This is a genomic window from Armatimonadota bacterium (genome assembly GCA_031459715.1).
Classification (GTDB): Bacteria; Sysuimicrobiota; Sysuimicrobiia; order Sysuimicrobiales; family Humicultoraceae; genus Humicultor; species Humicultor tengchongensis.
In genome coordinates, this window is record JAVKIA010000021.1 from 1 (window position 1) to 25,810 (window position 25,810).

Here is a 25,810-nt window from a genome sequence, read left to right on the forward strand (position 1 = left end):
GGACGCGTGCTTGCTCAGAACGATGCGGCGCACTTCATCCCCGCTCTGGAGACGTACCTGGCCGAGCTGCCCTGGGAGATCCGCTGCGTGCACTGCATCCTGGACAATGGATCCTCGCATATCGCCAAAGCCACGCGCGACTGGGTCGCGGCCCAAGAAGGATTGGTACGCTTGCACTTCACTCCCGCCCACGCATCGTGGCTGAATCAGGCAGAGCTGGCCCTCAGCGCCTTCAGTCGACGCTACCTGCGCAACCGGGTGAGCGAAAGCCGTCAGGAATTGATCACCCATATCTACCGCTCAATAGGCGAGTACAATGCGTTACACGCTCATCCTTTTCGGTGGTCGTTCACGAGGCACGCGATGCATCAATGGTACTGCCGCCGAATTTGGGCGACGGTGCACTAGGATGAAAGGATGAGGAGATCGGGCGACGAGCTGATAGGAGGTAGATGGGTGCCGGTTGCCCCGCCACCGGGCAAGAACCTTACTGGCCCTGCTTCGGGATCAGAGCAGGCCGCGCCGCAGTGCCTGGATCACCGCCTCCAGGCGGCTGTGTGCCTGGAGGGCTACCAGAATCTGCTGGATGTGGTTGCGCACGGTGGCGGGGCTGATCCCCAGCGTACGGGCGATGCTGCGGGTGCTGGACCCGTAGGCCAGGAGCTTGAGGATCGTCGTCTGCCGCGGTGAGAGGACCACCGGCATGACGGCGGCGCGGCCGTCGGGGTCGCCGGAGGAGAGAGCGAGGGCCCCCTGGAGCACCTGCTGCACGAAGGAGCGGCGGTACTGCTCCTCGGTGACGTTCCGCAGGAGGTGGACGACGCAGGGAGCGGCGTTGGGCGGGATGATGGAGGAAACCGCAACCCACAGGGGCGTCCCCCCGCGCCGGTCCACCTGCAGCTCCATCGACCCCAGTGGCTCGTGCCGCTGCATGGCCACCAGGGCCGGGCAGAGGGTGTTGCAGACGGGACGCCCCCTGGCATCGCGTCCGGCGATGACCTGCGCGCAGCTTCGGCCCACCGCCTCGCCGGCCGGGAGACCAAGGAGCTTCTCCGCCCCCTGGTTCCAGGCGATGATCGTGCGCGTGGCGTCTGCGGCGAAGGCGGGATCGCCGGTGCCTTCCACCAGCGCGACGATGTCGTCCGTCGCGCGCATGGGCGTCCTCCTTACTTCGGCTTCGACGTCGGGTCGCCCGGCAGGGTGCCCGCCCTGATCTCGGTGATGTTGTTGAAGCCGTCCTTGTCGGAGTCCAGGGTCTCGATGGCCTTCAGGGCGGCCGCGTCCCGCGTCTTCTTGCTCAGGTAGTCTTTTCCGTAGGGGTTGAGCTCCTTTGTAGGCGGCATCTTGGCGTGGCAGACCAGGCAGCCCGCGCTTGCCAATGCCGTTCCCTCCTTGGGAGCGTAGGTCTCTTTGAAGAGCGTATGGTCCTTGGGCAGGGCCAGCGCCACCGCGGTGGTAAGGATCAGCGCCAAGGCCACCGCTACAGCAGTACCGGTGCGAACCATCGTCGTGCCTCCCTTCTCCTGGCGTCTCACCCGCCCGAGCCTGGCGGTCCCTCAGCCTGCCGGGCTGGCGATGCTTCCCCCTCCCCATCGTTGCGGGGCCGTGCTGTCGCCGGCGCGGGAGCGGTCAGCTCCAGCAGCCAGCGCTTGTAGCGGGCGCGCTGTCGCCGGTAGGCGGCCTCGTCGATACCGCCCGCCTGGTACAGGTCGTCCAGCGCAGCGATCGCGTCGATCAGCTCCTCCCTGTGTAGCGGCGGCTGCCGGCCGGGCCAACGACTGCCCCGTCGGACGAAGGGGTAGACCAGCGCGGCCGCGGCCACCCCGGCGAAGGCGGCGACGAGCAGGCGGCGGCTCGCGCTCCGCGGCGCCGGCAGGTCGGAGAGGACCAGAGAGATCGATGTTCCCGGGGCCAGCGAGCGGGCGGAGAAGCGGGAGAAGGTCCCCTGCTCGGTCCTCACCGGGGCCTGCACGGCCAGCGGCGCAGCAGCGGTCAGCCGGGCCGCCGGGTCGCCGAAGACCTCCACCAGGTCCGTGGGATAGTCCAGCGTGCGCACCACGGTGGCCCCGCCGCCCCTGGAGGGGACGGTGTAGCTGAACCCGATCTCCCGCGCCCCCGGCTTCACGTCCATGGTGTCCACGAAGCCCCCGGGCGTTGGGAAAACGCAGCACTCCATCAGGCCTTCCAGGTACGAGACCTCCGCGGCACCGTGGGGCAGGCGGAAGCGCAACGTCTCCCGCTTACCGTCCTGCCGCACAGTGGCCCCGATGTAGGTGCGGTCCGTGGGGTTGACGAAGACGAGGAGCTCGGTCACCCGCACCAGGCCCTCCCCGGGCTCAACGATCACGTGGTGCACGTTCACCCGGATGATCGAGGAGTCGGTCGTCGGCTCATAGACCCGCAGCGTCACCTCCCTGGCGCGTTCTCCTGCCTTGAACCTGACAGGGAGGCTGTCGTAGTCGCCCCCGCGGTACTTCACGTTGACCATGTAGGTGCGGGCCGGATCGGCGGCCACGGTGAAGGTGAATCTGCCGCCGGCATCGGTGGTGGCGGTCGCCCTGTCCACCTCAGCACTGCCGGAGTAGGTGGTCAGGGTGACGGTCTGACCGGCTAGGGGTGTGACCTTTCCCCCCGTCATGCTCTGCACCCGGCCGCTGATGGTGCCGGGGGGCGGGGCGGCGGTGGCGAACCCGGCGGCCGCCTGCAGCGTCAGGCCGGCCAGCACCAGCACAGCCAGGGCGCCCGGCAATGCGGTCGGCGCGCCCCCGGCCATAGGGAGCGCCATCCGTTTCACCGTGGCACCTCCACGCCCACCGGCGCCCCGCAGGTGGGGCAGTAGCGGGCCTCCTGTGGCAGGCTTCCTCCGCAGGAGGCGCAGGGCCGGGTGCGGCGCCGCGCCGCGATCTGTGCCTCCAACAGCGCCTCCGCGTCGGGCTCACCGCCCCTGGTGGGGGAGACGGCGGCCCTGGTGATGGCCTGCAGCGCTCTGGCCTCGTAGCGGGCCCGCAGGAGGGCGTAGTCCTCGGGCGAGATCTTGCCCGTGGCGTAGTCAAACTCCAGTTCCCTGATGGCGGCCAGGGCCAGCTCCTTCTCCCGGCTGCCGTCGGCGGGGAGAGGGGGCGGTTCCTCCTCCGCCTCCGTCGCGCGCAGCAGCGGCCAGAGGATAAGCGCCGCAGTGGCGCCAACGAGCAGGACCATGACCATTAGGTCCATCAGCGGGCCTCAGACATCGAACTTGCGCAGCTCCTCGTCCAGCAGCCGGCGCTCCTCGGGGGTCAGCGACGAGGGTGGCGCCGCCTGCGGGGCCGGCCGCCGCGTCCAGGACGCTCCAAGAAGCAGGATGACCACAGCGCCGGCCAGCAGGGCGGCGTAGGGACCCCACCAGGCCACCAGGTTGAGTCCGCGCCGCGGCGGGGCGGCCAGTACGGCCTCGCCATACTGTGCCACCAGGACGTCCGTGATCTCCGCGGGGGTCTTCCCGGCCTCCACCAGGCGGCGGATCTCCGCCAGCATCCTGTCCCGCGGGCCGCAGACCGGGTGGGTGCAGGAGGCCAGGGTGAGGCCGCAGCCGCACTGGCACATGAACTGTGTGGCCAGCTGGTTCACCACGGCCTGGACGGTCTCCCCGGCGGCATGGGCGTGCGCCGGCTGCAGCAGGACCAGGACCGCTACCCCGCCCAGCCAGACGAGCAGACTCAGCGCCGCCGGTCTCATCCCTTGCTTCCTACAGGCAATGCGCCTCAGTGTTCATGTCTCGGGTTCCTGTGGCCCATGTTCGGGTTCATGCCTCCGCCCCCACCAGGTAGCGCGCCCGGGCGCGCAGCGCCTCCCGCCGCTCCGGCCAGAAGGCGACGACCGTGCCCAGCGACAGCAGCGCGCCGCCGATCCACATCCACATCATCAGAGGGTTGACGATCACGCGGAAGCTGGCGCTGCCGTCCTCGCCGATGCCGGCCAGGATGACGTAGAGGTCCTCCAGCAGGGTCGAGCGGATGGCCACCTCGGTCATGGGCTGCTCCTCGTGGCCGCGGTGGATATTGCGCTGCGGGTTGAGCACGCCCACCGGCTCGTTCCCGTTGAAGACGGTCAGCGTGGCCGCGGTCACCAGGGCGCCGGGCGTGGGGTACTGGCTCAGGCCCTCGTAGCGCAGGGTGTACTGGTTGATGGCCACGGTCTGCCCCTGGCGCAGCACCGCCTCACGCTCGGTGCGAAACGCCCCTCCGGCCATCCCGGCGAAGAGCAGAATCACTCCCAGGTGCACGATGTAGCCGCCGTAGCGACGGCGGTTGCGCAGCACCAGCCTGCCCAGGGCCAGGGGGTAGGGCTCGCCGTGAGCGCGCCGCACCATGGCCCCGCGGTGGAAGTCCAGCACGATGGTGGCGGTGACGAAGACGGACAGGGCAAAGGCCGCCAGGGCCACTGGCTGGCTCACCCCGCGCAGGAGCAGGAGGATGGCCGCCAGCAGGCCCAGCGCTCCCGGCAGGAGGAAGTTGCGACGGAGGTTGGCCGCGGAGGCCTTGCGCCAGGCCAGCAGAGGACACAGCCCCATAACCAGGAGAAGGGCCAGGCCGATGGGGACGTTCACCTGGTTGAAGAAGGGCGCCCCCACGCTGATCTTCACGCCGCGCACCGCCTCGGAGACCAGGGGGAAGATTGTCCCCAGGAAGACGGAGAAGGCTGCGCCCACCAGGATCAGGTTGTTGAACAGGAAGCTGGCCTCGCGTGACAGCAGCGAGTCCAGGTCCCCCGCCGACCGCAGCCAGGGCAGCCGCGCGGCCAGCAGGGTGAAGGAGACGATCAGGACCAGGGCGATGAAGGCGAAGAACAGCGGCCCCAGGGAGCTGAGGGCGAAGGAGTGCACCGAGGAGAGGACACCGCTGCGGGTGAGGAACGTGCCGAAGATGGCCAGGGCGAATGTGAGGATGATCAGGACCAGGTTCCAGACCTTCAGCATGTCCCGCTTCTCCTGGATCATTACCGAGTGCAGGAAGGCCGTGCCCGTCAGCCAGGGCATCAGGCTGGCATTCTCCACGGGGTCCCAGGCCCAGTAGCCGCCCCAGCCCAGCTCCACGTAGGCCCACTGCATTCCGAAGAGGATGCCCAGGGAGAGGAAGAACCAGGAGGCCAGGGTCCAGCGCCGGGTGGCCCGGATCCACTCGTCGTCCAACCGCCTGGTGGCCATGGCGGCTATGGCGAAGGCAAAGGGGATGGTGAACCCCACGTATCCCAGGTACTGCGTCGGGGGGTGGAAGAACATCCCCGGGTTCTGCAGCAGGGGATTGAGCCCCTGGCCGTCCGGCGGGGGGAAGGGAAGGCGGGCGAAGGGACTGCTCACCAGGGCCAGCAGCAGGGTGAAGAAGGAGGAGGTGCCCATCACCGTGGCGATGACGTAGGGCATCAGCTCCCGATAGGCTCCCTGGCGCCAGACGACCAGGGTCCCGAAGCCTGCCAGCAGCCAGGCCCAGAACAGCAGCGAGCCCGCCTGCCCGGCCCACCAGGCCGAGACCGTATACCAGAACCCCAGGTCGCGACTGGTGTACGAGGCCACATAGGCGTTACCGAAGTCTCGGGTCACCAGTTGCCACAGGAGGACCGCGGAAGCCACGGTCAGCAGGAGGAAGAGAGCGTATGTGGCGTTGCGAGCGCTGTGCTGCAGGTCGGCGCGGCGCAGCCCCGCGCCCAGCAGGGCCGCCACCAGACCGTAGGCGGAGACCAGGGCCGCCAGTGCAACGGAAAGATTGCCTATTTCGCTCACCGCGCTCCTCGTTTCTATCCCCGCGGCACCTGGCCCGGGCCAAGACTCCTGCCTCCCGGCTTGGCCTCAAACTTGGACGGGCACTTGGCGAACAGGCGAACAGCGGTGAAGCTCTCCCCGTCGTAGGTCCCCTCCAGCACCACCTCCGCGCCTGGCTTGAAGGTGTCCGGCACCACCCCCCGGTAGGCCACCGGAATCCGCCGCCTACCGTCGGTGATGGTGAAGGCCAGCCGGCCGCTCATCTGGTCCCAGGCGACCCCGGGGAGGACCCTGCCGTTCAGGCGGACGCTGGCGCCGCGCAGCGCCGCGCCGCGGTCCAGCAGCTCTCCCACGGTCAGGTAGTAGCTCATGCTGCTGCGGGCTCCGGTGAAGGCCAGGTACCCGGCCCCCAGTACGAAGACGGCGACGGCCAGGGCGAACTTCTTCCTGGCACGGCTCATGGCATCACCCTCCCGCCGTCCTGCTCACGCCCGGCGGGCCTGCTGCAGCGCCCGGACCTCGGCCTCCAGCGCCCGGCTGATGCCCAGCAGCCGCAGGACGTAGAGGAACAGGCCCGCCCAGACCAGGGCGAACCCAATGAACATGGCCACCAGGGGAGTCATGACGGCACCTCCTGCCCTCCGGCGGCCCACCGGGGTGCAGCCAGCCGGAGCTCGTCATCCTTGAGTTCTGCCAGCACGTCGGCTGTCGCCATCTGCCGGCGGCGCACTGAGAAGAGGGCGACATAGAGCACGGTAAACGCAGCCACGTTCACTAGCAGCGCCTGCAGCATCGCCGGGTGTAGTCCGGAGCCGAAGCCCTCTGGCCGCACCACCACCGGCAGCGGGTGGAGGGAGCGCCACCAGACCACCGAGAGGTGGATCAGCGGGATGTCCAGGAACCCGATCACCCCCAGCACCGCAGCGAAGCGCGAGGCCTGCCCACCTGCGCCGCCGTAGGCGCGGACCATCAGCGCCACCACGTAGATCAGCCAGAGCATGAACGTGGTGGTGAGACGCGGGTCCCAGGACCACCAGGTGCCCCAGGCATAGCGTCCCCACACCGAGCCACTGAGGATAGCGAGGGTGGTGAAGACGACCCCCACCTCGGTGCTGGCCCAGGCGGCGAGGTCGTACCGCCGGCGGCGCGTGAACAGGTATCCCAGACTGGCAGCGAAGACCACGGCGAATGCCAGGAAGGCCACCCAGGCTGCGGGGACGTGGACGTAGAAGATGCGCTGGGCGTTGCCCATGGTAGCCTCTTCCGGGGCGTAGAGCAGAGCGGCGAACTGGCCACCCACCGCCAGGGCCAGCCCCAGCCAGGTGAGCGCCGCCACCCTATCCGGCCTGATTCTCACTGGCCTCTCCCATTCCCGGGTCGTCGCCACGCCGCTCACTCCTCCAGGAGGAACTCAAAGACCAGGTAGCCCAGCACCAGGAATATCAGGTCGAAAGCTCCAAGGATGCGCAATCCGGGCAGCACCGCGCGCAGGGGCCAGCCAGCCAGGATCCCCGCCGTGGCCTTCACTCCGGCGATGAGCACGGGGGAGGCGATGGGGAACAGCAGCACCGGGAGCAGCACCTCCCGGATGCGTGTGTGCACCGACATGGCCGAAAAGATCGTCCCCACCGCCACCAGCCCCACGCCCCCCAGCAGGAGGACGGCTGCCAGAGGCAGCAGCCGGGAGCCCAGGGCGATGCCCGAGAGTGCCGCCATCGCCGGGAGGATCAGGGCCGCCACCAGAAGCAGAAAGAGCAGGTTGGCCGCCGCCTTCCCCAGGTAGATAAGGCTGCGCTCCACCGGGAAGAGGCGCAGCGCCTCCAGGCACTGCTGCTCGCGCTCCAGCACAAACGAGCGCGACAGGCCCAGGGTGGCGGCGAAGGCCAGCGTCACCCAGAGCATCCCCGGCAGCAGGGCCGCCGCCTGGGCCGGCGAGGGAGAGAAGGCGAAGTTGAAGACCACCGCTGCCAGGAGGGCAAAGACCACCATCCCCGTGAGGATCTCCTTGGTGCGCAGCTCCAGGAGGAGGTCCTTCCAGACGAGCAGGCGCACAGCGCTCAGTGCACCCATGCTCCGCTCCTTACCACCTGGGTGTAGAGCTGGCCCACGGCACGCCAGTCGTCCAGCCCCTCCCGGCCCTCATAGGCCACCGCCCCGTCCACCAGGATGACCATGCGGTCGGCCAAGGGGAGTCCCTGTTCGATGCTGTGGGTGGTCAGGACGATGGTGCGGTCGCCGCGCAGCCGTTCCAGCAGCCCGCTGAAGATCTCAGCGGCGTGCCGGTCCAGCCCAGTGTAGGGCTCGTCCAGCAGCAGCAACGGCGGGTCGTGCACCAGGGCACGGGCGATGGTTAGCCGCTGCAGCATGCCGCGGCTGAAGGTGCGCACCAGATCATAACGGCGAGAACCCAGCCCCACAGTCTCCAGCATCGCGGCGGCCCGCGCCGCTGCGTCCGGCACCCCGTACATCCGTGCGGTAAACACCAGGTTCTCCAGGGCGGTCAGGCCCGTGTAGAGGTAGCTGTGGTGGGAGACCAGACCGATCAGCCGGCGGAGACTGTCGTCCCCCTGCGGGTTGCGGCCGAAAAGGCGCAGGGTGCCGGCGCTTGGCCGCATCAGGGTGGCCAGGATCTTGATCAGCGTGGTCTTTCCGGCCCCGTTTGGGCCGAAAATGACCAGGGACTCGCCCGCCGGGACGTCCAGGGTCACCTGCCGCAGTGCCCGCACCGGGCCAAACGCCTTCTCCAGGTCTCTGGTCTCGATCGCCTGCACCGGTCACCGAGCGCGCAATGCGCGCTTCCCCGATTCCTGCGCCCAGTCTATGTGGCGGTGGAAAGCGCCGCTATCAGGTAGGGGGCGGATTCTGCCTCCTGTGCCCGGCCTATATGGCTCTGGTCTGCACAGGAGCGGTAAAGATGCGGGGTTCTGAGGGCTGGAGGGCCCGATTACGTCAGCACATTGGAGGCTGGTGAGAATTGTTACGGGGTAGTGCAGGTGCTTCAGGGGCTATGAGCTCCGGTCCGTCAACAGGCCCATCCCTGGGCAACTGTGCCTCCGCGCAAGTGCCCAACAGACCGCGTGGCGCTGGACCGTACCAGCCGAGCGCAGTGGATAATCGGGCTTTGGCCTGATGTTGGGCTAGGCTTGAGGACCTAGTTCATTCCTCCAGGTGTTAGGTACGGCTGGTTCATGACAGGACATACTCGGTCGCCTATGGTGCAATTGGGTCGCTGGTGCCTGGTGTGCTTACTGGTGGACCGTCGGGCGCCGGGGCTACCGTGAGAGATTCGCCCTGGATGCTTTGAAGCAGGGAAGGGAGATGGACGAATTAAGTGCACGGCCACAGCGCATCCGGCGCCGGAGGTTCCTCGACTACTCGTTCGGCGCTGCTCTGGCGGCACTGGCCGGGACTGTACTCTACCCGGTCATCAATTACCTGATCCCACCGAAGACCAAGGAGATCACCCATCAGGCGGTGGTGGCGGGGAAAGCGGGTGAGCTCCCTTCCAACTCCGGGAAGATCTTCGCCTTCGAAGGGAGACCGGCCATCGTGCTGCGCACACCCGATGGAGAGGTGCGGGCCTTCACCGCTGTGTGCACTCACCTGGCCTGCAACGTGCAGTACCGCCCGGACCTGCAGCACATCTGGTGCGCCTGCCACGACGGCCACTACGACCTCCACGGGCAAGTCCTCTCCGGCCCGCCGCCCCGGCCGCTGGTGGAATATAAGGTCACCCTCAAAGGAGAAGACATCATCGTCAGCAGAACCTAGCCATGGGCGTGCGGGACTGGCTGAACGAACGCCTGCGGTACGAAGCTGCCCAGGCGTTCCTGGAGAAGAAGGCTGTTCCCGTCCACCGCTACGCTGTCACCTACTACACGGGGGGTGTCACCCTTTTCTTCTTCGTGGTCCAGGTGCTCACCGGGTTGCTCCTGCTCATGTACTACCGGCCCGCCTCCGACGCTGCCTTCGAGAGCGTGCGCCTGATCATCGCCAAGGTGCGTTTCGGCTGGCTCGTCCGCAATATCCACGTCTGGTCCGCCAACGCTATGGTGGGAGCGGCAGTGCTCCACCTGGCAGCCACTTTCTTCAGCCGCGCCTACCGGAAGCCGAGGGAACTGACCTGGGTCTCCGGTGTCCTCCTCCTGGGCGTTACCCTGGCGTTTGCCTTCACCGGGTACCTGTTGCCGTGGAACACCCTGGCTTACTTTGCCACGAAGGTGGGGACGGAGATCGCGGGTGACGTCCCGGTCATCGGCCGGGCGCTCATGGTCCTGCTGCGGGGGGGCGAGGACATCACCGCAGCCACCCTCATTCGCTTCTTCGGCATCCACGTGGCCATCCTGCCCGCGCTGGCCACAGTGCTGCTCGGCCTGCACCTGACGCTGGTGCAGATACACGGGATGAGCCGGCCGATCTCCGTGCGCGTGCGTGGCGAGGAGCGCTTCTACCCCGAGTTCATGCTGCGAGACTTCATCGTCTGGGTGGTGCTGCTGGGCGGCCTGGCTGTGGTGGCCACGCTGTGGCCCTGGCCACTGGGGGAGAAGGCGGACCCGCTGGCCCCGGCTCCTGCGGGTCTGCGGCCGGAGTGGTACTTCCTGTTCATGTACCAGACCCTGCGCATGATCCCCGGCCGCATCGCCGGCCTGGAGGGCGAGGCTGTGGGCGTCACCCTCTTCGCGCTGACCGGCCTCGCGCTGCTGCTGGTCCCCTTCCTCGACTGCTGGGCGCAGCGGGAGCACAAACACCCGCTGTTCCCCGCCCTGGGGGCGGCCGCCTTCGCCTTCGTCCTGCTGATGACGGCGCTGGCCCTGGTCGCCGGGATGTGAGGCTATGAGGCCAGGGGCGCTCCTGCGCGTCCTCCTGGTGGCCACAGCCGGGCTCGGCATCTGGGCAGGATGGGCGCTGCTGCCCGGCTCATCGGTCCAGGCGGCCCAGACGGCTGACTCCTGCACCAACTGTCATCAGAACCTCGCCGGGAAGCTGGCGGCCCCAGCGGAGGGGATGAGCGAAGACGTGCACGGTCGTGCGGAACTGCGCTGCGCGGGGTGCCATGGGGGCGACCCCGCCCGCAGCGGCATGGACGCCCACGACCCCGCCGCCGGATTCAGGGGCGTGCCCCAGCGACGGCAGGTTCCGCAGCAGTGCGCGCGCTGCCATGAGGATCCGACATTCATGCGGCGCTTCAATCCTTCGCTGCCCACCGACCAGTTCGCCCGCTACCTGACCAGCGAACACGGGAAGCACCTGGCCGCAGGCGACGGCAACGTGGCTGTGTGCACCTCCTGCCACGGCGTCCACCCGGTGCGTGCCGTGAGCGATGCGCGCTCCCCTGTCTTCCCCACCAACGTGCCCAGTACATGCGCCCGCTGCCACGCCGACGTTGCCCTGATGAAGCCCTATGGAATCCCCACCAGCCAGTTCGCCGAGTACCGGGAAAGCGTGCACGGGCAGGCACTACTTCGGCGGGGCAACCGCCAGTCCCCGGCGTGCAACGACTGTCACGGCAACCACGGTGCCGCACCCCCAGGCGTTGAGTCCGTGGCCAACGTCTGTGCCCAGTGCCACCGCGCCACGCGGGACCTTTTCGTGCGCAGCCCGCACAAGAGGGCGTTTGACACCCTGGGGATGGCGGAGTGCACCGTCTGCCACGGGACACACAACATCTCCTTTCCCACGGACGTGATGCTGGGTCAGGAGCAGGGGTCGGTGTGCCTGCGGTGCCACCCCGGCGGAACCGCAGGCCTGCGGGCTGCTGCAGAGATGCGGGCGACCCTGGAAGAAGTGAAGGCCGCCATCGCGCAGGCTGAGGCCATCCTGAAACGCGCGGCCGGCGCCGGGATGGACGTGGGCGACGCCAGGATCGACCTGGACGAGGCCACGTCGCAGCTGATCCGGGCCCGGGCCGTGACCCACACCACAAGCCCGCCCGAGGTGCGGCGGGTGACTGCGGTCGGCCTCACTGCCGCCGGCCGGGCACGCGCCGTGGGCGAAGCGGCCCTGGCCGAGATGGGATTCCGCCGCCGCGGCCTCGGCGTCTCTGTGGCCATCATCGCCTTTGTGGCAATCCTGCTCTGGCTGAAGCTGCGGGAGCTGAAGCATACGCCAGCATCCAGGTGACCAAAGCGCTGGCCATAGAGCTCGTGGTCTCAGGCAGGTCCCCCGCCCCGCATCGGGCGGTCGCCCGATACCTTTGCCGCGGTTTTGGCCTATAGGCTATAGCTAAAGCGAAGGTGTCCCGTATGAGCCTACGCAGGCGGATCATGCTGCTGGTGACGGTCGGGCTGATCGCCGCCACCGCCCCGCTGGGGGTAATGGGTATCGGCATGCTCCGCGCATCCACCGACCGTATCCTGGAGGAGCGGCTGGCCGTGGCCAGGTCCACGGCCGGCCACCTGGACGACCGCCTCACCCAGGAGCTGCGGCAGCTCCACCAGCTTGGCCGCCGGGTTGGCCCCCTGCTGGCTGACGGGGATCTGGACGGAGTGCGCCGCGTCCTCACCTCCGCTGCGCCCGCCCTGGACCTCTTCTCCGGTGCGGTGTTCCTGGCTGACCGCCGAGGCGCGCTTGCCGCCAGTGAGCCCCCGGGTAGACAATGGGCGGCGATGCCGGCGGCTGCGCCAGGCGCGGTGCGGCAGGCGCTGGAGCGTGGCCGTCCCGGGATCAGCGGGCCGGTGCGGACTGCGGAGGGAACCCCTGCGGTCATCGTCACCATCCCCGTCCTCGGGCCGTCCGGCACTGCTGCCGGCGTGATCGGAGGGCTCATCCTCCTCCCCAGCCCCGTGCTGCAGGCGTTTGTCGAGAGGTTGGCGGTGGGCGCGACCGGGCACGCTGCAGTGGTCAGCGAGGACGGGGTGGTCCTGGCCAGCAGCGAACCTGAGGAGATATCCACCCGGGGCGAGCACCCCGAGTTCGTCTCCCGTATGATCTCCACACGCCGTGCCGGAGTAAGCTTGGCCGAGGGGACGGATCCGGCGGGACGGCCGGAGCGCCACGTCATGGCTTTCGCCCCGCTTTCCGCAGCTCCCTGGGGCCTCATGGTGGGCCAGGACGAGGCGGAGACCTACGGCCCCATCCGCCGGCTGCGCGACCGGGTGGTCCTCTTCGGCCTGGCCGTGCTCGCCGCCGCCCTCCTCTTTGCCTGGCTGGACACGGGAGCGGTGGCTTCCCCCCTGCGGGCGCTGAAGGAGGCGGCGGAGCAGATCGCCGGCGGGGACCTGGGGCGGGAGATCGCGGTGCGTCGCAGTGACGAGGTAGGGGCGCTGGCGGACAGCTTCGAGACCATGCGGCAGCGGTTGCTCGCTTCCCTGGAGGAGATCCGCCGCCGGGCCCGCGCCTCACAGTCCCTCTACGAGACCGGGAAGGACGTGCTCAGCCTGCAGGACCGGGAGGCTGTTTTGCGGTCGATCGTACACCGGGCCGCCGCGTTGCTGGCGGTGGACGTGGCGGTCCTCTGCCTGGCGGACGAGGGGGGAGCGGCGCGCGTCGGCGCCCTGGCCGGTCCCGCGGACGCCACCTCTGCAGGGCCGCACGCGTTTCCCCTGCACGAAGGAGAGGGAGGGACGGCCTGCCTGAACTGCACCGTGCTGAAACCCCGCTACCGGGCCTCCCACCTGGCAGCACCCCTGACCATCGGCGGGCGCGCGGTGGGCGCCCTGTGCGTTGGGGCGCGGGGAGTTCGGGAGTTCTCGCTGGAGGAGCGGGAGCTGCTCTCCGGGCTGGCCAACCTGGCGGCGATTGCCGTGGAGAACGCCCGTCTCCAGGAGCGGGTGCAGTCCCTGGCGGTGCTGGAGGAGCGGGAGCGCATCGCCCGGGAGATCCACGACAGCGTGGGTCAGGTGCTGGGCTACGTCAACACCAAGGCGCAGGCAGTGAAGGTCCTGCTGGAAGCGGGGAGGAGTACAGAGGCGCAGGCCCAGCTGGCGCAGCTGGAGCAGGCGGCGCGGGAGGTCTACGCCGACCTGCGCGAGGCCATCCTGGGGCTGCGCGCAGACACAGGGCCACAGCGGCGACTTGTCCCGGTGTTGCGCGAATACGTGCGGCGGTACAGCGAGCTGAGCGGCGTGCAGACAGAGCTGGTCACCGAAGGTGATCCGGCCCTCTACGTCTTCAGCCCCACCACAGAACTCCACCTCCTGCGGATCATCCAGGAGGCTCTGACCAACGTGCGCAAGCACGCCCTGGCGCGACGGGCCTGGGTGCGGTTTGCCCACGAGGACGGTGTGCTTGTGGTCAGCGTCCGCGACGACGGCCAGGGGTTCGATCCTGCGCGGGTGCCCCCGGGCGCCTGGCCGCGTTTCGGCCTGCAGACCATGCGCGAGCGGGCGGAGGCCATTGGAGGCGTATTTACCGTCCGCTCTGCAGGCGGATCGGGCACAGAGGTTGTAGTGCGGCTGCCGCTATCACGGGGGAGGGTGGGTGATGCGAGTCCTGCTGGCCGATGATCATCCCCTCTTCCGGGACGGCGTTCGCAGTCTGCTCCAGGCGCGCGGTGTGGAGGTGGTGGGGGAGGCCGGTGACGGGGAGGAGGCGGTGGAGGCGGCGCTGCGGCTGCGGCCGGATGTTATCCTGATGGACATCTCCATGCCCAGGATGAACGGGCTGGAGGCCACCCGTGTGATCAAGGCGCGCCTGCCCCAGGTGAAGATCGTCATGCTTACCGTCTCCGACGAGGACCGCACCCTCTTCGAGGCGGTAAAGAGCGGCGCACAGGGCTACCTGCTCAAGAACCTGCAGGCCGATGAGTTCTTCGACCTGCTCTCTGGTCTGGAGCGGGGCGAGGCCCCCATCTCCAGAAGCCTGGCCGGTCGGATCCTTGAAGAGTTCGCCCGGCGCCGCGGGGGCCGGCCGCAGGAGGAAGCGGAGGAACTGACCGAGCGCGAGCGCGAGGTCCTCCGGGCGGTGAGCGGCGGCGCTTCCAACCGGGAGGTGGCGGCCGCCCTGCACATCTCGGAGAATACCGTGAAGTTCCACATGAAGAACATTCTGGATAAGCTCCACCTGCGCAACCGTGCCGAGGTGGTGGCCTACGCAGCCCGTCGGGGGTGGCTGCCCCCAGAGACGACCTCCGGCGGGGAGGGCAGGGAGAGCGGCTAGTCAGGGGGTATGCCTTCCAGCGCCTCCCGGACCTCCCGCCGGAAGCTGTCCCTGTCCAGGACGAAAGCCCTGATGGGGCTGGCGTTTACGATCCACCCGACCCACCCGCCGCGCCGGGTGACCTCAGCAGGTTCGGCCACGGCATTGATCCAGCGGATGGGCAGACGGGGCGCGATCTCCTTGATCTGCCTCTCCCCCTGCAGCCAGAAGGTGTAGGTGAAGGGGCAGAAGGAGGGGCCGTAGATGATCAGCGCCTTTCCCCTGTCCTCCGCCTGCGGGACGTAGGTGCCGGCCCGCTCCTCAAAGAGGGACTCTAGCGCTCCCCGGCCGACCACGGCCTTGACTTCTGCGATCGGGATGCTTTCTTCCAGAGGGTAGAAGAGCGTCTTGCCATCGTCCACAGGTTGGAAGCCGCGGCGCAGGAAGAATTCGTGCGCCGGCAGTTGCCCCGTCTGTTCACCCGGGAACGTGCGGGTCACCAGGAACCGCGCCGGCTGATGGTCGAACCAGACGTGCGGCTTCCGCACCTCCTCGATCAGGCTTTCCAGCAGCCTGGTGCCCACCCCTCGCCGCCAGTGCGTCCGCTCGGGGACATAGATGCAGTAGATGAACACGGCACGGTCTCCGGGGATCGGTCGGTACTGCACCAGCCCCACGGGTACAGTGTTCCTGTAGGCGATCCTGGCGAAGGTACCCCATCGCTGGAGCATCTCCACCGCCCAGCGGCGCTTTTCGTGCATGCCCGTCACGAAGGCCAGCTCGTTTCTCCGCTCCCGTGGCACACACAGCTCCAGATCAGCGAGGTTTTCTGCAGTGACCTGGCGCACGGTGATCGCGCCCATCGCACTAAGATCTTCTGGAATTCAGGTCGCCGGGTCCTGCTTACTGCAGGACGTTCTGCAGCAGCATCATGGCCAGGAAGCCCACCAGGACCGCCGCCGCGGCGTTGGCCCGGTCGCCGCTGTGCTCCACGGCCTCGGGGATCATCTCGCTCACCACCAGGAATCCCATGGCGCCGGCGGCAAAGCCAAAGCCTACGGGCACCAGCGGGCGGAAGACGGCCACCGCCAGGGCGGCCGGCACCGCCAGCGCGGGCTGGGGCAGGCTGGTGAATACCGCCCACCAGATGCAGGCCCACCCGGAGAAGCCCTCCGCCCGTAGAGGGAGCGAGACGGTGAGCCCCTCGGGTATGTTGTGAATGGCGATGGCGATGGTCAGGAGGATGGCCAGGGTCAGCTCGCCCGATCCGAAGCTTACCCCGATGGCGATTCCCTCGGAGAAACTGTGCACGGTCATCGCGCCGATGACCAGGAGGACCCGTCGGGCCGATACCCCCTGCAGGTGGTAGAAGTTGTGCTCACTGTGGCCCATCCGTCGCTCCACCAGCCAGAAGAAGACGGCACCCAGGGCGATGCCCAGGGCGACCACGTTATAGCCGGCCAGATCCATGCCGGCAGAGACCAGGTTGAAGACGGAGGCGGAGAGCATCATCCCGCCGCTGAAGCCCCAGGCCGCGCCCAGCAGTGGGCGCGGCAGTCGAGGGGTGAAGAGGAAGGGTACCCCGCCCACGCCGGTGGCCAGCGCCGTGACCAGGGCGCCCAGGAAGGTCCAGAAGGCCAGTGCGGCCGTGGACAATCGCTTCCCCCGCGTCACAGCATAGGTCTCACGCCCCCAGGCGGCTATCCATCAGTGGCCTGATTCTGCCGCTTGTGCGCCATCTGTCCCGGGTGCCACGCCGGATCTCTGGAACTCTCGCCGACGGCTGCGACGGCCGCCGCTCCGGACCGCTGGAGCCTTCCCCGCCCACCCGATCGGGTAGCGGGTTCCTCCCCGGAAGTGGGGGCAGGCCGCCGGGGAGGACTATCCCGGGGTGTGTTGTTGGCCTGGCGCGGCGCTCCGTATTGTCGCCACAGAGGGCGTCTTCCGGCTTCGATGGGGGCGAGACCCATGGAACGGCGCGCCGACGGCATCGTCTACTACGCTCTGGTCATTGCGCTTGCCGCTCTGGTGCTCAGCATCGTGGCCTACACCGCGCGGGCGCGGCCGGCGGGAGCTCCGGTGTTGCGGACCCCGGCGACCATGAAGCTCTCCATGGTGGTGGCCACCTTCAGCGGCCAGGGGGTGGCCGCACACCGCTGGTATCCCACCATGCTGGTGGTGCGGCAGGGGGACACGGTGGACCTGGCGCTGGGCAACCCTGATCGGGTCAACCACGAGTTCGCCATCCCTGACCTCAACCTGCGCTCCGGCAAGCTGGCGCCCGGCGGCACCGACCGGCTGCGCTTCGTCGCCGACCGCGCCGGTGTCTACGTCTTTCAGTGCGCCCTGCCCCATGACCCAGCGCGCGGCGACTGCACGCCAGACCACGAGCTGATGCGCGGCTACCTGGTCGTCACGGAGTGAGGGGGCGGAGAGGTGGACGGGCCCCGATCAGCGTTGCGCTCGCTCCTGGCTGGCCTCGCCCTGGTTGTGGCGCTGGTGGCGGTGGCGCTCAGCTTGCTGGCGCTGACCACACCGGGGACCCCAGCGCGTTCTCCCGCTGCGGAGGATCCGGCAACTATCGACCTCTCCCTGCTCATCACCGGGCGGGGGGCGATCGGGGGCCCCGCGGAGAGTCACCTCTACGATCCGCAGTTCCTGGTGGCCCGCAAGGGGGACAGGGTGCGGCTGCACGTGACCAATGGGTCCCACTTCCGGCACGGCATCGAGATCGTCGGCTATGGGGTGAAAACCCGTCCCCTCACCGGCGGGCCGCAGGCGGCGGAGACGCTGACTTTCGTCGCCAGCAGGAGCGGGATTTACGAATACCGCTGCTACCTGCCGTACGACCCGGCAACCGCTACATGTTCGCCCGACCACAGCCAGATGGTGGGCCATCTCGTTGTCCTGGACCCGGAGGTGCGGTGAACGCTCTGCCAACTCTCTCATGGAGGTGAGGTAGATGAGGATGTATGTGCGTGTCTTCGGCCTGACCGCGCTGCTGGTGTTCTTCAGCCTGGGCGGCGCGGCGGGTGCAGCCAAGCAGAAAGTCACCATCGCGCTGAGCGAGATGAAGTTCACTCCCGGCAAGATCACCGTGCAGGCGGGCAATCCTGTGGAGTTCAAGCTGGTGAACAGGGGGAAGGTGAAGCACGAGTTCATGGTGTATAAGCCGCCGAAGGCCGGTTTGGCGGGCGACGAGCTTGAGGAGTGGGCTGAAGAGAATTCCTACTTCAAAGGCATTGAGGTCAAGGTCGAGGGCGGCGGCATCGAGGTGGTCGGCACCAACATCTTCGAGGTGGAGATCGATGCCGGCAAGTCCGCGGAGGTGTCCTTCACCCCCAAGCAGACCGGGACCTTCGAGATCGGTTGCCACATCGAAGGGCACTACGAGAAGGGCATGAAGGGCACGTTGGTGGTCAGGTAGGGGTGGAGGTATGGGTACGGACGGCAGGGGAACGGCAATTCTCGTTGCGACCTTCACGGTCGTGCTGCTGGCGCTGGGGGCGGGGTTTCTGGTGTTCCGCACCTACACCCCGCCCACCTCTGCCGCTCCATCCATCGTTCCGGAGGTGCGGCAGTTCGCCCTGCAGCTGCACGCCGAGGAGTTCGGTGACCAGACGCTACACCACTGGCTACCCGCCACCATCGTGGTCAACGTGGGCGACACGGTCATCCTCAGGGTGACCAACACCGATCCGGAGGCCGCACACGGCTTTGGCCTGGCGGCCTTCAACATTGCACTGCCGCCCATCCCGCCCGGGGAGACGCAGACCATCCGCTTCCAGGCTACCCGTCCCGGCGTCTTCCACTTTGGCTGCAGCGTGGAGGGCTGCGCGCCCGACCACGGCGACCAGACGGGTCAAATGGTCGTCCTGGGGCATCCGTAGCGTGGCCCTGACGCGGCGGTCCTTCCTCAAGATCCTGGCCGCGGGGACGGCGGTGATGGCCGGGCCACCGGCGGGAAACCGGCTGCTCCGTCGCCTCCGGCTGCGGCCGGCTGGAGGTGGGCTGCCGGCGCTTGCCGCCAGCCGGGAACCGGCGGGTCCCATCGTACGGCTGTTCGGCCTGCCCGCCGGGGACGGCGACCCGACTCTGGCCTACGCCGCCGAGCCCAACACGCGCACGGGGCCGGGTGAGGCCGGCCGTCGCTGGGTCATGGTCATCGACCTGGCCCGCTGCGACGGCTGCCGGGAATGCACGCGCGCCTGCACCGCCATGCACTTTGTCCCATCTGGCCAGGAATGGATCCGCGTCTACGAGATGCGCGACCACGCCACCGGCAACGCCTACTGGCTGCCGAGGCCGTGCATGCAGTGCGACAACCCCCCATGTGTCAAGGTCTGTCCGGTGAGCGCTAGCTGGAAGCGGGAGGATGGCATCGTCATGCAGGACACTTCCCGCTGCATCGGCTGCCGCTTCTGCATCGCCGCCTGCCCCTACCAGGCCCGCGGCTTCAACTGGGTGCAGCCTCCAGAGTCCGAGGAGCAGCGCCGACAGCCCTACGACATGGAGTGGAACACCAGACATTTCAAGGGCACCACCGAAAAGTGCATCTTCTGTCCCGGGCTGGTCAAGGAGGGCAGGCTGCCGGCCTGCGTGTCCGCCTGCCCCATGGGGGCCCTCTACTTCGGGGACCAGGCCGAGGATGCCGTGACCAACTCGCAGGGCGAGACGGTCCGCTTCTCCCAGCTGGTACAGGAGAATGCGGGCTACCGCTTCCTGGAAGAGCTGGGCACGGAGCCGCGTGTCTACTACCTGCCCCCGCGGAAGCCTCTTTACCCCCCGCCGCCGTCTGAGCAGGAGCCGGCGGCACTGGGAGGAGGGCACCGCTGATGCCGCGCCGGCCGGATCCGTTCTCCCCGCGGGAGCGGGTGCTTCTGGCGTCACTCACCACAGCCGGACCGGGATTCTCCGCTCTGGTTGGGGCGCTGCTGGCCGTGATCGCCTGGGGCATCATCGCCTACACCGTGCAGCTGCGCTACGGATTGGGCGTCACCGGCCTGCGGGACAACTTCATGTGGGGCGTCTACATCACCAACTTCGTCTTCTTCATCGGCGTCAGCCACGTGGGCGCCCTGATGTCGGCCATCCTGCGGATTACCGGGGCGGAGTGGCGCCGCCCCATCACCCGCATGGCCGAGGCCATCACCTTCGCCTCCCTGCTCATGGGCGCGCTGATGCCCTTTGTGGACATGGGCCGCCCGGATCGGATCCTCAACCTGCTGCTGCACGGGCGCCTGCAGTCGCCCGTGCTGTGGGACATTCTCTCCATCGGCACCTACCTCACGGGAAGCACGCTCTTCCTGTACGTGCCCATGATCCCCGACATCGCGCTCCTGCGTGACCGGTTCGCCGCGGGGCCCGCCTGGCGGCGCCGCCTGTACACCGTCCTGGCCGTGGGGTGGAAGGGGACCGAGGCGCAGCGTCACCACCTGGAGCGGATCATGGGCGTGATGGCCGTCCTCATCATCCCCATCGCCGTCTCCGTGCACACGGTGGTCTCCTGGATCTTCGGCATGACGCTGCGCGCCGGGTGGAACAGCACCATCTTTGGTCCCTACTTCGTCTCCGGCGCGCTGTTTTCCGGCGCGGCAGCGGTGGTCACGGCCATGGCAGCCTTCCGCTGGGCCTACCACCTGGAGGACTACATCACGGAGGTCCACTTCCGGCGGATGGGCTACCTGGTGATTGCCCTGGGGATGATCTACGCCTACTTCACCTTCGCCGAGTACCTGACTCCGGCGTACAAGATGGCCGCCTCCGAGCGCGGCTACCTCAACGCGGTCTTCAGCGGCCAGTTCGCCCGCCTCTTCTGGTTCACCCAGGTCGGCGGCGTCCTGCTACCTGTGCTGCTGCTGACCGTGCCGCGGGTCGGCTGGGTGCCGCGCCTGACTCGCGTGCCAGTCCTCCGTCCGGTTCCTACGTTGGCGACGATAGCTACCTCGCTGCTGGTGCTGCTCCTGCTGCCGGCGGTCCTCCCGCGGACCGCGGCGTTCGGGGGGTTCGCCCTCATCCGGCAGCTCCCGGCCTGGATCATCGCGGCGCTGGGGGCGTGGCTCTTCCTGACGCTGCTGCCGCTGTTCCACCAGCGTCCCATCGCTGCGGCTGTGGTGGCCTCGCTGCTGGTCAACGTGGGGGCCTGGCTGAAGCGCTTTGTCATCATCGTGCCCACGCTGCAATACCCCTTCCTGCCCATCCAGCGCGCGCCGGCCGGCTGGGCCATCTACCGGCCCACCTGGGTGGAATGGTCAATCACCGCGGGCGCGCTGGCCGGATTCGTGCTGGTCTATCTCCTGTTCAGCAAGGTCTTTCCCATCGTTTCGATCTGGGAGACCCGGGAGGAGGGTCACCGCCCCGCGCCGGCATCGTCTGCGGTGGGAACACATGGAGAAGCTGCCGATGCGCCGGTTCTGTAGTCTTCTCGGCTGCGGCTTCCTTGCGGTCATGCTGCTGGCGCCACCGGCCGAGGGCGCAGAGCCTGCCCGCGTCCTGCTGCGGGCGCAGGCTGTTGCCGGCGGCGCGGTGCAGGTGACGGCGACGGTCGTAGACGCCCGCGGCGCGCCCGTGGCGCAGGCGCCCCTGGTCTTCAAGAGGCGCACGGCCTTCGGCTGGCTGACGGTGCTCGAGACCTCCAGTGGCAAGGACGGGACCGCGCAGATGACGCTCCCGGCGGGGAGAGGGCCCGGGGAGATTGCGGTCGAGGCGGGTGAAGAGGGGATCGTTCGCGCGGTCGTTGTGGTCGGGGAGAGGGAGGCGCCCCCGCCCGCCGTCCGACCGGGCCGTAACGTGCTACTTGGCCTGAGCCCGCAGCCGGGATTCATCAGTCCCTACCCCGTCCCCATGCAGGCGGTCCTCTTCGGCCTCATCCTGGGGGCCATCTGGTCGACCTACGGATACGTGGTCTGGCAGCTGCTGCGCATCCGGCGAGACCGGCAGCCCTGACACCTCTCAGCGCACACGAGCACCGGCTTCTTCAAAGGCCCTTAAGAAATCCTTAAACACCCGGCTGAGCAGGCGCGGTACATTGGACGCGGCCGTATGCGGAATACGGCAGACCCATGGGGTGGCCCGAGAAGGATCTCGTGGGCAAGAAGGTGCGCGGCCATAAGGCGAGTCGCCGGGAGCGCAGAGCAGCGCGCCGGAAGGGCAGGGTCATCTGGTTTTCCCTGGGGGCGCTGGCAGTGCTCAGTGCGGCCGGGTTCCTGGTGGCCTCTCCCTTCCGCCCCGGGCCGGCCCCCTCCGAACCGGGTGGCTTCATTCCGCAGGTGTACGTGGACATGGCCGGCTTCGAGCCGCGGGTGCTGACGGCACCGGCGGGGCGGGAGTTTCGGGTGCAGTTCATCAACCCGGACTCCCGCTTCCACACCGACGGAGGCGGGTGGCATCAGTTTCGCATCGGCGGGACGGACATTGACGTGCGCATCCCACCCAGTACCCGGCTGGTCGTCACGTTGCCGCCGCTGGCCGCCGGTACCTATGAGTTCTACTGTGACGTCTGCTGCGGCGGCAAGGAGAACCCGGCGATGCGCGGCATGCTGGAGGTCAGGGCTTGAGCCGCCTGAGCTTCCCCACGGTCATCGTTAGCGGTCTGCTTGACGGCCTCAATCCCTGTGCCTTCGGCGTCGTCCTCTCGCTGGTCGCCCTGCTCCTGGCCGGCATAGCCCTGGGCGAGGCTCGGCCGCGGCTGTGGCGCGTGGGCGGAGCGTACGTCGCCGGTATGTTTCTCACTTACCTGCTGCTCGGCCTGGGTGTGATTTCCGTGGTGGCTGTACTGACGCGGACGCACCTGCCGGTGCGGATCATGGGCCTGCTGGTGGTCATCCTCGGCCTGTGGATGCTGAAGGACGCCTTCCTCCCGGGGACAGGCTGGCGGCTGGAGATGCCCGCGGCCTTTCATGGGAGCGTGCGAAAGATGCTGGCGCAGACCACGCCTGTGGGACTGTTCGCCGCCGGGGGGCTGGTCGGGCTGTGTACAGTGCCCTGCAGCGGGGCCATCTACATGGGCGTACTGGCGCTGCTGGCCCGGCAGCCATTTCTGCCGCGCCTGGGCTACCTCCTCGCCTACAATGTCATGTTTGTCCTCCCGCTGCTGGCACTGCTGGTAGTGGTGGCGAGCCGGCGGACATTGAATCGGATTGCCCACTGGTACGTCCCGCGCAAGTCCCTGGCCAGGGCCGTCCTCGGGACTTTAACACTGATTCTGGGCTTCGTCGTGCTGGTGACAGCATGAACAGATCAAGCCTGCGGCCGCCATGGAGCGCGGGAGCGACCGCGGACGAGTGCGGAGGTGAGCCTCATGGCAATTGATCCGGTATGCGGCATGACGGTTGAGGAGCAGAAGGCTGCAGGCAGCTCGGAGTACAGGGGACAGACATATTACTTCTGCTCCAGCGGCTGTAAGGCCGCCTTTGACAAGGAGCCCGAGAGGTATGTCGGACACGGAAGCCACCAGCCCGGCCATGGGCACTAACGGCGTGGTCCTCCGCGGCAGACGGCGACCTGGGTGAGCGTGCCAAGCTCCTGTCCTGTTCAGTCGTGTCCGGGTTTCGCAGGAGGGCGGTCGTGAAGAGTGTCCCGGTATTGGTGGTGCTGGTGTTGCTGGTGCTGCTGCCACTTCCGGCCCCGGGCGCGCCGGCGGTTGCCTTCACCCGGACGGCCAGCGCCGGAGGGGTGGAGGTCAGGGTTACTTATGCTCCACCGGAATACTTCGCCCTGGTGCAAGACTCGGCCGGGGCGAGACGGTTCGCCCCGGAACAGCAGATTGTCTTCCTCATCTCGCTGGACACCCACGGGGGAGACCTGAGGTCGTTCGATCTGGTGCGAAACAGCCGGCTGCGGACTCGAACGGCGGGTGGCGCAGTCCGCGAGTATGCGCCCGCAAGGTGGGAGGCCATCAACGACGGCAGCCACCACCGCTCGGGCGCGCTGATCTTTCCCGCGGTGGCCAACGGCACGAGGGTCATCGCACCGGAGGTAGATTCCATTACGTTGGTGATTGCCGGTCTGGCCGGGGTGCCGGTGCGCACATTCGAGTGGACCCTGCCGGTACGGTAGGGCGGCCGGCACCCCTCGGCCCCAGCATCCTTCAGACAAGAGCGGCTCTCGGTTCGGCCTCTATCTACCGCGCCTGAAGGAACGGCAGTGGATCCAGGGGAACGCCGTTCCGGCGCACTTCGAAGTGGACATTCGGTCCGGTCACGTCTCCGGTCGTCCCCACCGCCGCGATCATCTGGCCACGCCTCACCCGCTCTCCTGCCTTGACCAGAAGCCGGGAGGCATGGCCGTACCAGGTGGTAAGACCGTTACCATGGTCGAGGATGACCAGCAGGCCATAGCCGCCCTGTCGGCTGGCGAAACGCACCCTGCCGTCCTGGACAGCGTAGATTGGGGTGCCGGTGGGGGCTGCTATATCGATGCCGTGGTGATGCCGGCGGCCGCGGAATCCGAACCGTGAGGTGACGACGCCGCGACTCGGCCAGCCGAACCGGGGGCGGGCGGGAGCGGCGACATAGGGCAACCTTACCACGTGCACCGCCTCTCCGGGCGTCAATGGTGCCGCTGTCACAGACGATAAGAGGAGGACAATCCCCGCCAGGGTGGCAAAGGCAACCAGGAGCAACGGGCTCTTCCTCGAGCAGAGATGAACCCCGCGGAGGAGCGCACCGCGGGCACGACCTGACTTCCAGAAGTGCGAGCGTACGCAGAATTCCTGGCGACGGGCAGCGTCTCCTTCCCCAGGTTCTTAAGCTTTTGTTAAGAGCCTCCATCCCGGCTGGCGCGCCGGTGGGCCTATTTAGCCATGGATTCCTACATCCTTGGCCCGATAAGATTAGGCCCTTTGAAGAATTGTCCGCTCCACATTTGGCCAGTAATCTTGGGCCAGATTCCTGTGCCTGAGTTCTACGTCCCGCGGGGGGATAGAGCAAGAGCGCTGTGCTGCTGAACCCGGGGAGGCGTGACTGGATGAATGTCGGTGGGGAAGCGGGCCGCCCGAAGTCGGGACTTTCGGTCATTTGGTCCATGAGATCCGCCACTTCCGATTCCTCTGCCCGCAGCCCATCGGCCGCGGGAACCGATGGACCGGCGCCGGCTGCGCTCAAGCGCCGGGACGTGCTCCGGCTGGCAGCAGGTGCGGGAGCGACCCTGCTGGTGGGTCGCCCAAGCCTCGCCCGGGCTGAGCTGCCAGCGGGGTCTCCCGCCGCGCCACCGGTCGTGGACGGTGGAGGGGATGAGCTCCTCCGCATGCAAGCAGAGATCCGGCGAGCTCTCCAGAAGCCGGTGGAGCAGCGCAGCTGGATCATGGTTATCGACGGCCAGAAGTGCGTGGGCTGCCAGGCCTGCGTCGTCGCCTGTACGGCCGAAAACATCCTGCCGCCGGGCGTCTCATACCGTAGTGTCCCGGAAGTCGAGGTGGGAACCTATCCCAACGTGAAACGGTACCCGATGCCGACCCAGTGTATGCAGTGCGACAAGCCTCCGTGCGTGGCGGCAGCCAACGCCATTGCTCCCGGGTCTTTCTCCAAGCGCCCGGACGGTATTGTAGCCATCGACTACACCAGGTTCCGCGGCCGGGCCGCCTACCAGGCGGCAGCCAAAGCCTGCCCGTACCGGGCGCTGTACTTCGACCAGGGGAGGTTCTACACGCAGCCCACCCCGGCGTTCCAGCCCTACGAGGAGGCGCTCAGTCACGACTACGGCCGCCGCTGGGTACGCCAGCGCGAGAGGCGGAACGAGCCTCCCGCGGGCGGCGGGCGCAAGTGCCACTTCTGTCTGCACCGACTGAACGCCGGCATGGTCCCGGCCTGCGTCGCCACGTGCATCGGCCGCGCCATCTACTTCGGCGATAAGAACGACCCACAGAGCCTGGTCAACGAGGTGCTCACGAAGAAGGCCGACAAGGTCCTGCGCATCCGGGCCAACCGGGGGACAGAGCCCCGAGTGTACTACCTGTGCGACGACGTTCAGTTGACCACCAGCGTGCACACGTGAGGAGGACGG

The 25,810-nt window shown here is 68.1% G+C and carries 32 protein-coding genes; 18 read left to right on the top strand and 14 right to left on the bottom strand.

Features of this window, described 5'->3' with window-relative positions; all coding sequences use genetic code 11:
• The coding region (locus QN152_08780) for a transposase (protein ID MDR7539605.1) at nucleotides 1–408 on the top strand (408 nt) is incomplete at its 5' end.
• Nucleotides 409–507: 99 nt separating this feature from the next.
• Here QN152_08780 and QN152_08785 read toward each other — a convergent pair.
• The 11 genes from QN152_08785 to QN152_08835 form a co-directional block, all read right to left on the bottom strand.
• Complete coding sequence (locus tag QN152_08785; protein MDR7539606.1) at nucleotides 508–1,155, bottom strand: LuxR C-terminal-related transcriptional regulator; 648 nt, start codon at nucleotides 1,153–1,155, stop codon at nucleotides 508–510.
• Nucleotides 1,156–1,166: 11 nt separating this feature from the next.
• Entirely contained in the window at nucleotides 1,167–1,505 is a 339-nt protein-coding gene (locus tag QN152_08790; GenBank protein ID MDR7539607.1) for a hypothetical protein, read from the bottom strand.
• Between the two features lie 26 nt (nucleotides 1,506–1,531).
• Entirely contained in the window at nucleotides 1,532–2,794 is a 1,263-nt protein-coding gene (locus QN152_08795; GenBank protein ID MDR7539608.1) for a hypothetical protein, read from the bottom strand.
• A complete protein-coding gene (locus QN152_08800) occupies nucleotides 2,791–3,213 on the bottom strand; it encodes a hypothetical protein (protein ID MDR7539609.1) in 423 nt (140 codons plus the stop codon). The genes QN152_08795 and QN152_08800 overlap by 4 nt, the downstream gene beginning before the upstream one ends.
• Before the next feature lie 9 nt (nucleotides 3,214–3,222).
• On the bottom strand, nucleotides 3,223–3,714 hold the full coding sequence (locus QN152_08805; protein MDR7539610.1) for a cytochrome c-type biogenesis protein CcmH: 492 nt from the start codon (nucleotides 3,712–3,714) through the stop codon (nucleotides 3,223–3,225).
• 67 nt (nucleotides 3,715–3,781) lie between these two features.
• On the bottom strand, nucleotides 3,782–5,755 hold the full coding sequence (locus tag QN152_08810) for a heme lyase CcmF/NrfE family subunit (GenBank protein MDR7539611.1): 1,974 nt from the start codon (nucleotides 5,753–5,755) through the stop codon (nucleotides 3,782–3,784).
• Nucleotides 5,756–5,769: 14 nt separating this feature from the next.
• The gene (locus QN152_08815) at nucleotides 5,770–6,195 is read right to left on the bottom strand and encodes a cytochrome c maturation protein CcmE (protein MDR7539612.1); all 426 of its coding nucleotides are present in this window, start codon (nucleotides 6,193–6,195) and stop codon (nucleotides 5,770–5,772) included.
• A gap of 24 nt (nucleotides 6,196–6,219) precedes the next feature.
• A complete protein-coding gene (locus tag QN152_08820) occupies nucleotides 6,220–6,357 on the bottom strand; it encodes a CcmD family protein (GenBank protein MDR7539613.1) in 138 nt (45 codons plus the stop codon).
• Nucleotides 6,354–7,091: a cytochrome c biogenesis protein CcsA gene (ccsA, locus tag QN152_08825; GenBank protein MDR7539614.1), complete on the bottom strand. Its 738-nt coding sequence runs from the start codon at nucleotides 7,089–7,091 to the stop codon at nucleotides 6,354–6,356. Before ccsA ends, QN152_08820 begins: the two co-directional genes overlap by 4 nt.
• Before the next feature lie 35 nt (nucleotides 7,092–7,126).
• Nucleotides 7,127–7,804, bottom strand: coding sequence for a heme exporter protein CcmB (locus tag QN152_08830; GenBank protein MDR7539615.1), 678 nt, complete (start codon nucleotides 7,802–7,804; stop codon nucleotides 7,127–7,129).
• On the bottom strand, nucleotides 7,792–8,505 hold the full coding sequence (locus tag QN152_08835) for an ABC transporter ATP-binding protein (GenBank protein MDR7539616.1): 714 nt from the start codon (nucleotides 8,503–8,505) through the stop codon (nucleotides 7,792–7,794). Before QN152_08835 ends, QN152_08830 begins: the two co-directional genes overlap by 13 nt.
• A gap of 547 nt (nucleotides 8,506–9,052) precedes the next feature.
• On the opposite strand from QN152_08835, the gene QN152_08840 reads away from it, so the two are divergent.
• The 5 genes from QN152_08840 (at nucleotide 9,053) to QN152_08860 (ending at nucleotide 14,830) form a co-directional block, all read left to right on the top strand.
• Complete coding sequence (locus QN152_08840) at nucleotides 9,053–9,505, top strand: Rieske (2Fe-2S) protein (GenBank protein ID MDR7539617.1); 453 nt, start codon at nucleotides 9,053–9,055, stop codon at nucleotides 9,503–9,505.
• A 2-nt stretch (nucleotides 9,506–9,507) separates the two neighbouring features.
• Nucleotides 9,508–10,563: a cytochrome bc complex cytochrome b subunit gene (locus QN152_08845; protein MDR7539618.1), complete on the top strand. Its 1,056-nt coding sequence runs from the start codon at nucleotides 9,508–9,510 to the stop codon at nucleotides 10,561–10,563.
• A gap of 4 nt (nucleotides 10,564–10,567) precedes the next feature.
• On the top strand, nucleotides 10,568–11,854 hold the full coding sequence (locus QN152_08850; protein MDR7539619.1) for a cytochrome c3 family protein: 1,287 nt from the start codon (nucleotides 10,568–10,570) through the stop codon (nucleotides 11,852–11,854).
• A gap of 122 nt (nucleotides 11,855–11,976) precedes the next feature.
• Nucleotides 11,977–14,178 carry a histidine kinase gene (locus QN152_08855; GenBank protein MDR7539620.1) on the top strand — a complete coding sequence of 734 codons (2,202 nt, stop codon included), beginning with the start codon at nucleotides 11,977–11,979 and terminating at the stop codon, nucleotides 14,176–14,178.
• Entirely contained in the window at nucleotides 14,156–14,830 is a 675-nt protein-coding gene (locus QN152_08860; GenBank protein ID MDR7539621.1) for a response regulator transcription factor, read from the top strand. The genes QN152_08855 and QN152_08860 overlap by 23 nt, the downstream gene beginning before the upstream one ends.
• Here the strand turns inward: QN152_08860 and QN152_08865 are convergent.
• Complete coding sequence (locus tag QN152_08865; GenBank protein MDR7539622.1) at nucleotides 14,827–15,672, bottom strand: GNAT family N-acetyltransferase; 846 nt, start codon at nucleotides 15,670–15,672, stop codon at nucleotides 14,827–14,829. The two genes, QN152_08860 and QN152_08865, sit on opposite strands and share 4 nt — an antisense overlap.
• Nucleotides 15,673–15,712: 40 nt before the next feature.
• Nucleotides 15,713–16,483, bottom strand: a complete 771-nt coding sequence (locus tag QN152_08870) for a ZIP family metal transporter (protein MDR7539623.1) — start codon at nucleotides 16,481–16,483, stop codon at nucleotides 15,713–15,715.
• A 294-nt stretch (nucleotides 16,484–16,777) separates the two neighbouring features.
• On the opposite strand from QN152_08870, the gene QN152_08875 reads away from it, so the two are divergent.
• The 11 genes from QN152_08875 to QN152_08925 all read left to right on the top strand — a co-directional run bounded on the left by QN152_08875 (nucleotide 16,778) and on the right by QN152_08925 (nucleotide 23,866).
• Entirely contained in the window at nucleotides 16,778–17,233 is a 456-nt protein-coding gene (locus QN152_08875) for a cupredoxin domain-containing protein (protein ID MDR7539624.1), read from the top strand.
• Nucleotides 17,234–17,245: 12 nt separating this feature from the next.
• The gene (locus tag QN152_08880; GenBank protein ID MDR7539625.1) at nucleotides 17,246–17,737 is read left to right on the top strand and encodes a hypothetical protein; all 492 of its coding nucleotides are present in this window, start codon (nucleotides 17,246–17,248) and stop codon (nucleotides 17,735–17,737) included.
• Nucleotides 17,738–17,771: 34 nt separating this feature from the next.
• On the top strand, nucleotides 17,772–18,236 hold the full coding sequence (locus tag QN152_08885; protein ID MDR7539626.1) for a cupredoxin domain-containing protein: 465 nt from the start codon (nucleotides 17,772–17,774) through the stop codon (nucleotides 18,234–18,236).
• Nucleotides 18,237–18,246: 10 nt separating this feature from the next.
• The gene (locus QN152_08890) at nucleotides 18,247–18,699 is read left to right on the top strand and encodes a cupredoxin domain-containing protein (protein MDR7539627.1); all 453 of its coding nucleotides are present in this window, start codon (nucleotides 18,247–18,249) and stop codon (nucleotides 18,697–18,699) included.
• Between the two features lies 1 nt (nucleotide 18,700).
• On the top strand, nucleotides 18,701–19,645 hold the full coding sequence (locus QN152_08895; protein ID MDR7539628.1) for a 4Fe-4S dicluster domain-containing protein: 945 nt from the start codon (nucleotides 18,701–18,703) through the stop codon (nucleotides 19,643–19,645).
• The gene (gene nrfD / locus QN152_08900) at nucleotides 19,645–21,228 is read left to right on the top strand and encodes an NrfD/PsrC family molybdoenzyme membrane anchor subunit (protein ID MDR7539629.1); all 1,584 of its coding nucleotides are present in this window, start codon (nucleotides 19,645–19,647) and stop codon (nucleotides 21,226–21,228) included. The genes QN152_08895 and nrfD overlap by 1 nt, the downstream gene beginning before the upstream one ends.
• Nucleotides 21,197–21,754: a hypothetical protein gene (locus QN152_08905; protein MDR7539630.1), complete on the top strand. Its 558-nt coding sequence runs from the start codon at nucleotides 21,197–21,199 to the stop codon at nucleotides 21,752–21,754. Before nrfD ends, QN152_08905 begins: the two co-directional genes overlap by 32 nt.
• A 140-nt stretch (nucleotides 21,755–21,894) precedes the next feature.
• Nucleotides 21,895–22,365, top strand: coding sequence for a cupredoxin domain-containing protein (locus tag QN152_08910; protein ID MDR7539631.1), 471 nt, complete (start codon nucleotides 21,895–21,897; stop codon nucleotides 22,363–22,365).
• The gene (locus QN152_08915) at nucleotides 22,362–23,042 is read left to right on the top strand and encodes a cytochrome C biogenesis protein (GenBank protein MDR7539632.1); all 681 of its coding nucleotides are present in this window, start codon (nucleotides 22,362–22,364) and stop codon (nucleotides 23,040–23,042) included. The genes QN152_08910 and QN152_08915 overlap by 4 nt, the downstream gene beginning before the upstream one ends.
• Nucleotides 23,043–23,108: 66 nt before the next feature.
• On the top strand, nucleotides 23,109–23,282 hold the full coding sequence (locus tag QN152_08920; protein ID MDR7539633.1) for a YHS domain-containing protein: 174 nt from the start codon (nucleotides 23,109–23,111) through the stop codon (nucleotides 23,280–23,282).
• Nucleotides 23,283–23,374: 92 nt separating this feature from the next.
• Nucleotides 23,375–23,866, top strand: a complete 492-nt coding sequence (locus QN152_08925) for a hypothetical protein (protein MDR7539634.1) — start codon at nucleotides 23,375–23,377, stop codon at nucleotides 23,864–23,866.
• 64 nt (nucleotides 23,867–23,930) lie between these two features.
• On the opposite strand, the gene QN152_08930 is transcribed toward QN152_08925, so the two are convergent.
• Complete coding sequence (locus QN152_08930) at nucleotides 23,931–24,431, bottom strand: M23 family metallopeptidase (protein ID MDR7539635.1); 501 nt, start codon at nucleotides 24,429–24,431, stop codon at nucleotides 23,931–23,933.
• A 623-nt stretch (nucleotides 24,432–25,054) separates the two neighbouring features.
• Between QN152_08930 and QN152_08935 the strand changes: the two genes are divergently transcribed.
• Entirely contained in the window at nucleotides 25,055–25,801 is a 747-nt protein-coding gene (locus QN152_08935; protein ID MDR7539636.1) for a 4Fe-4S dicluster domain-containing protein, read from the top strand.
• Nucleotides 25,802–25,810 lie beyond the last annotated feature (9 nt).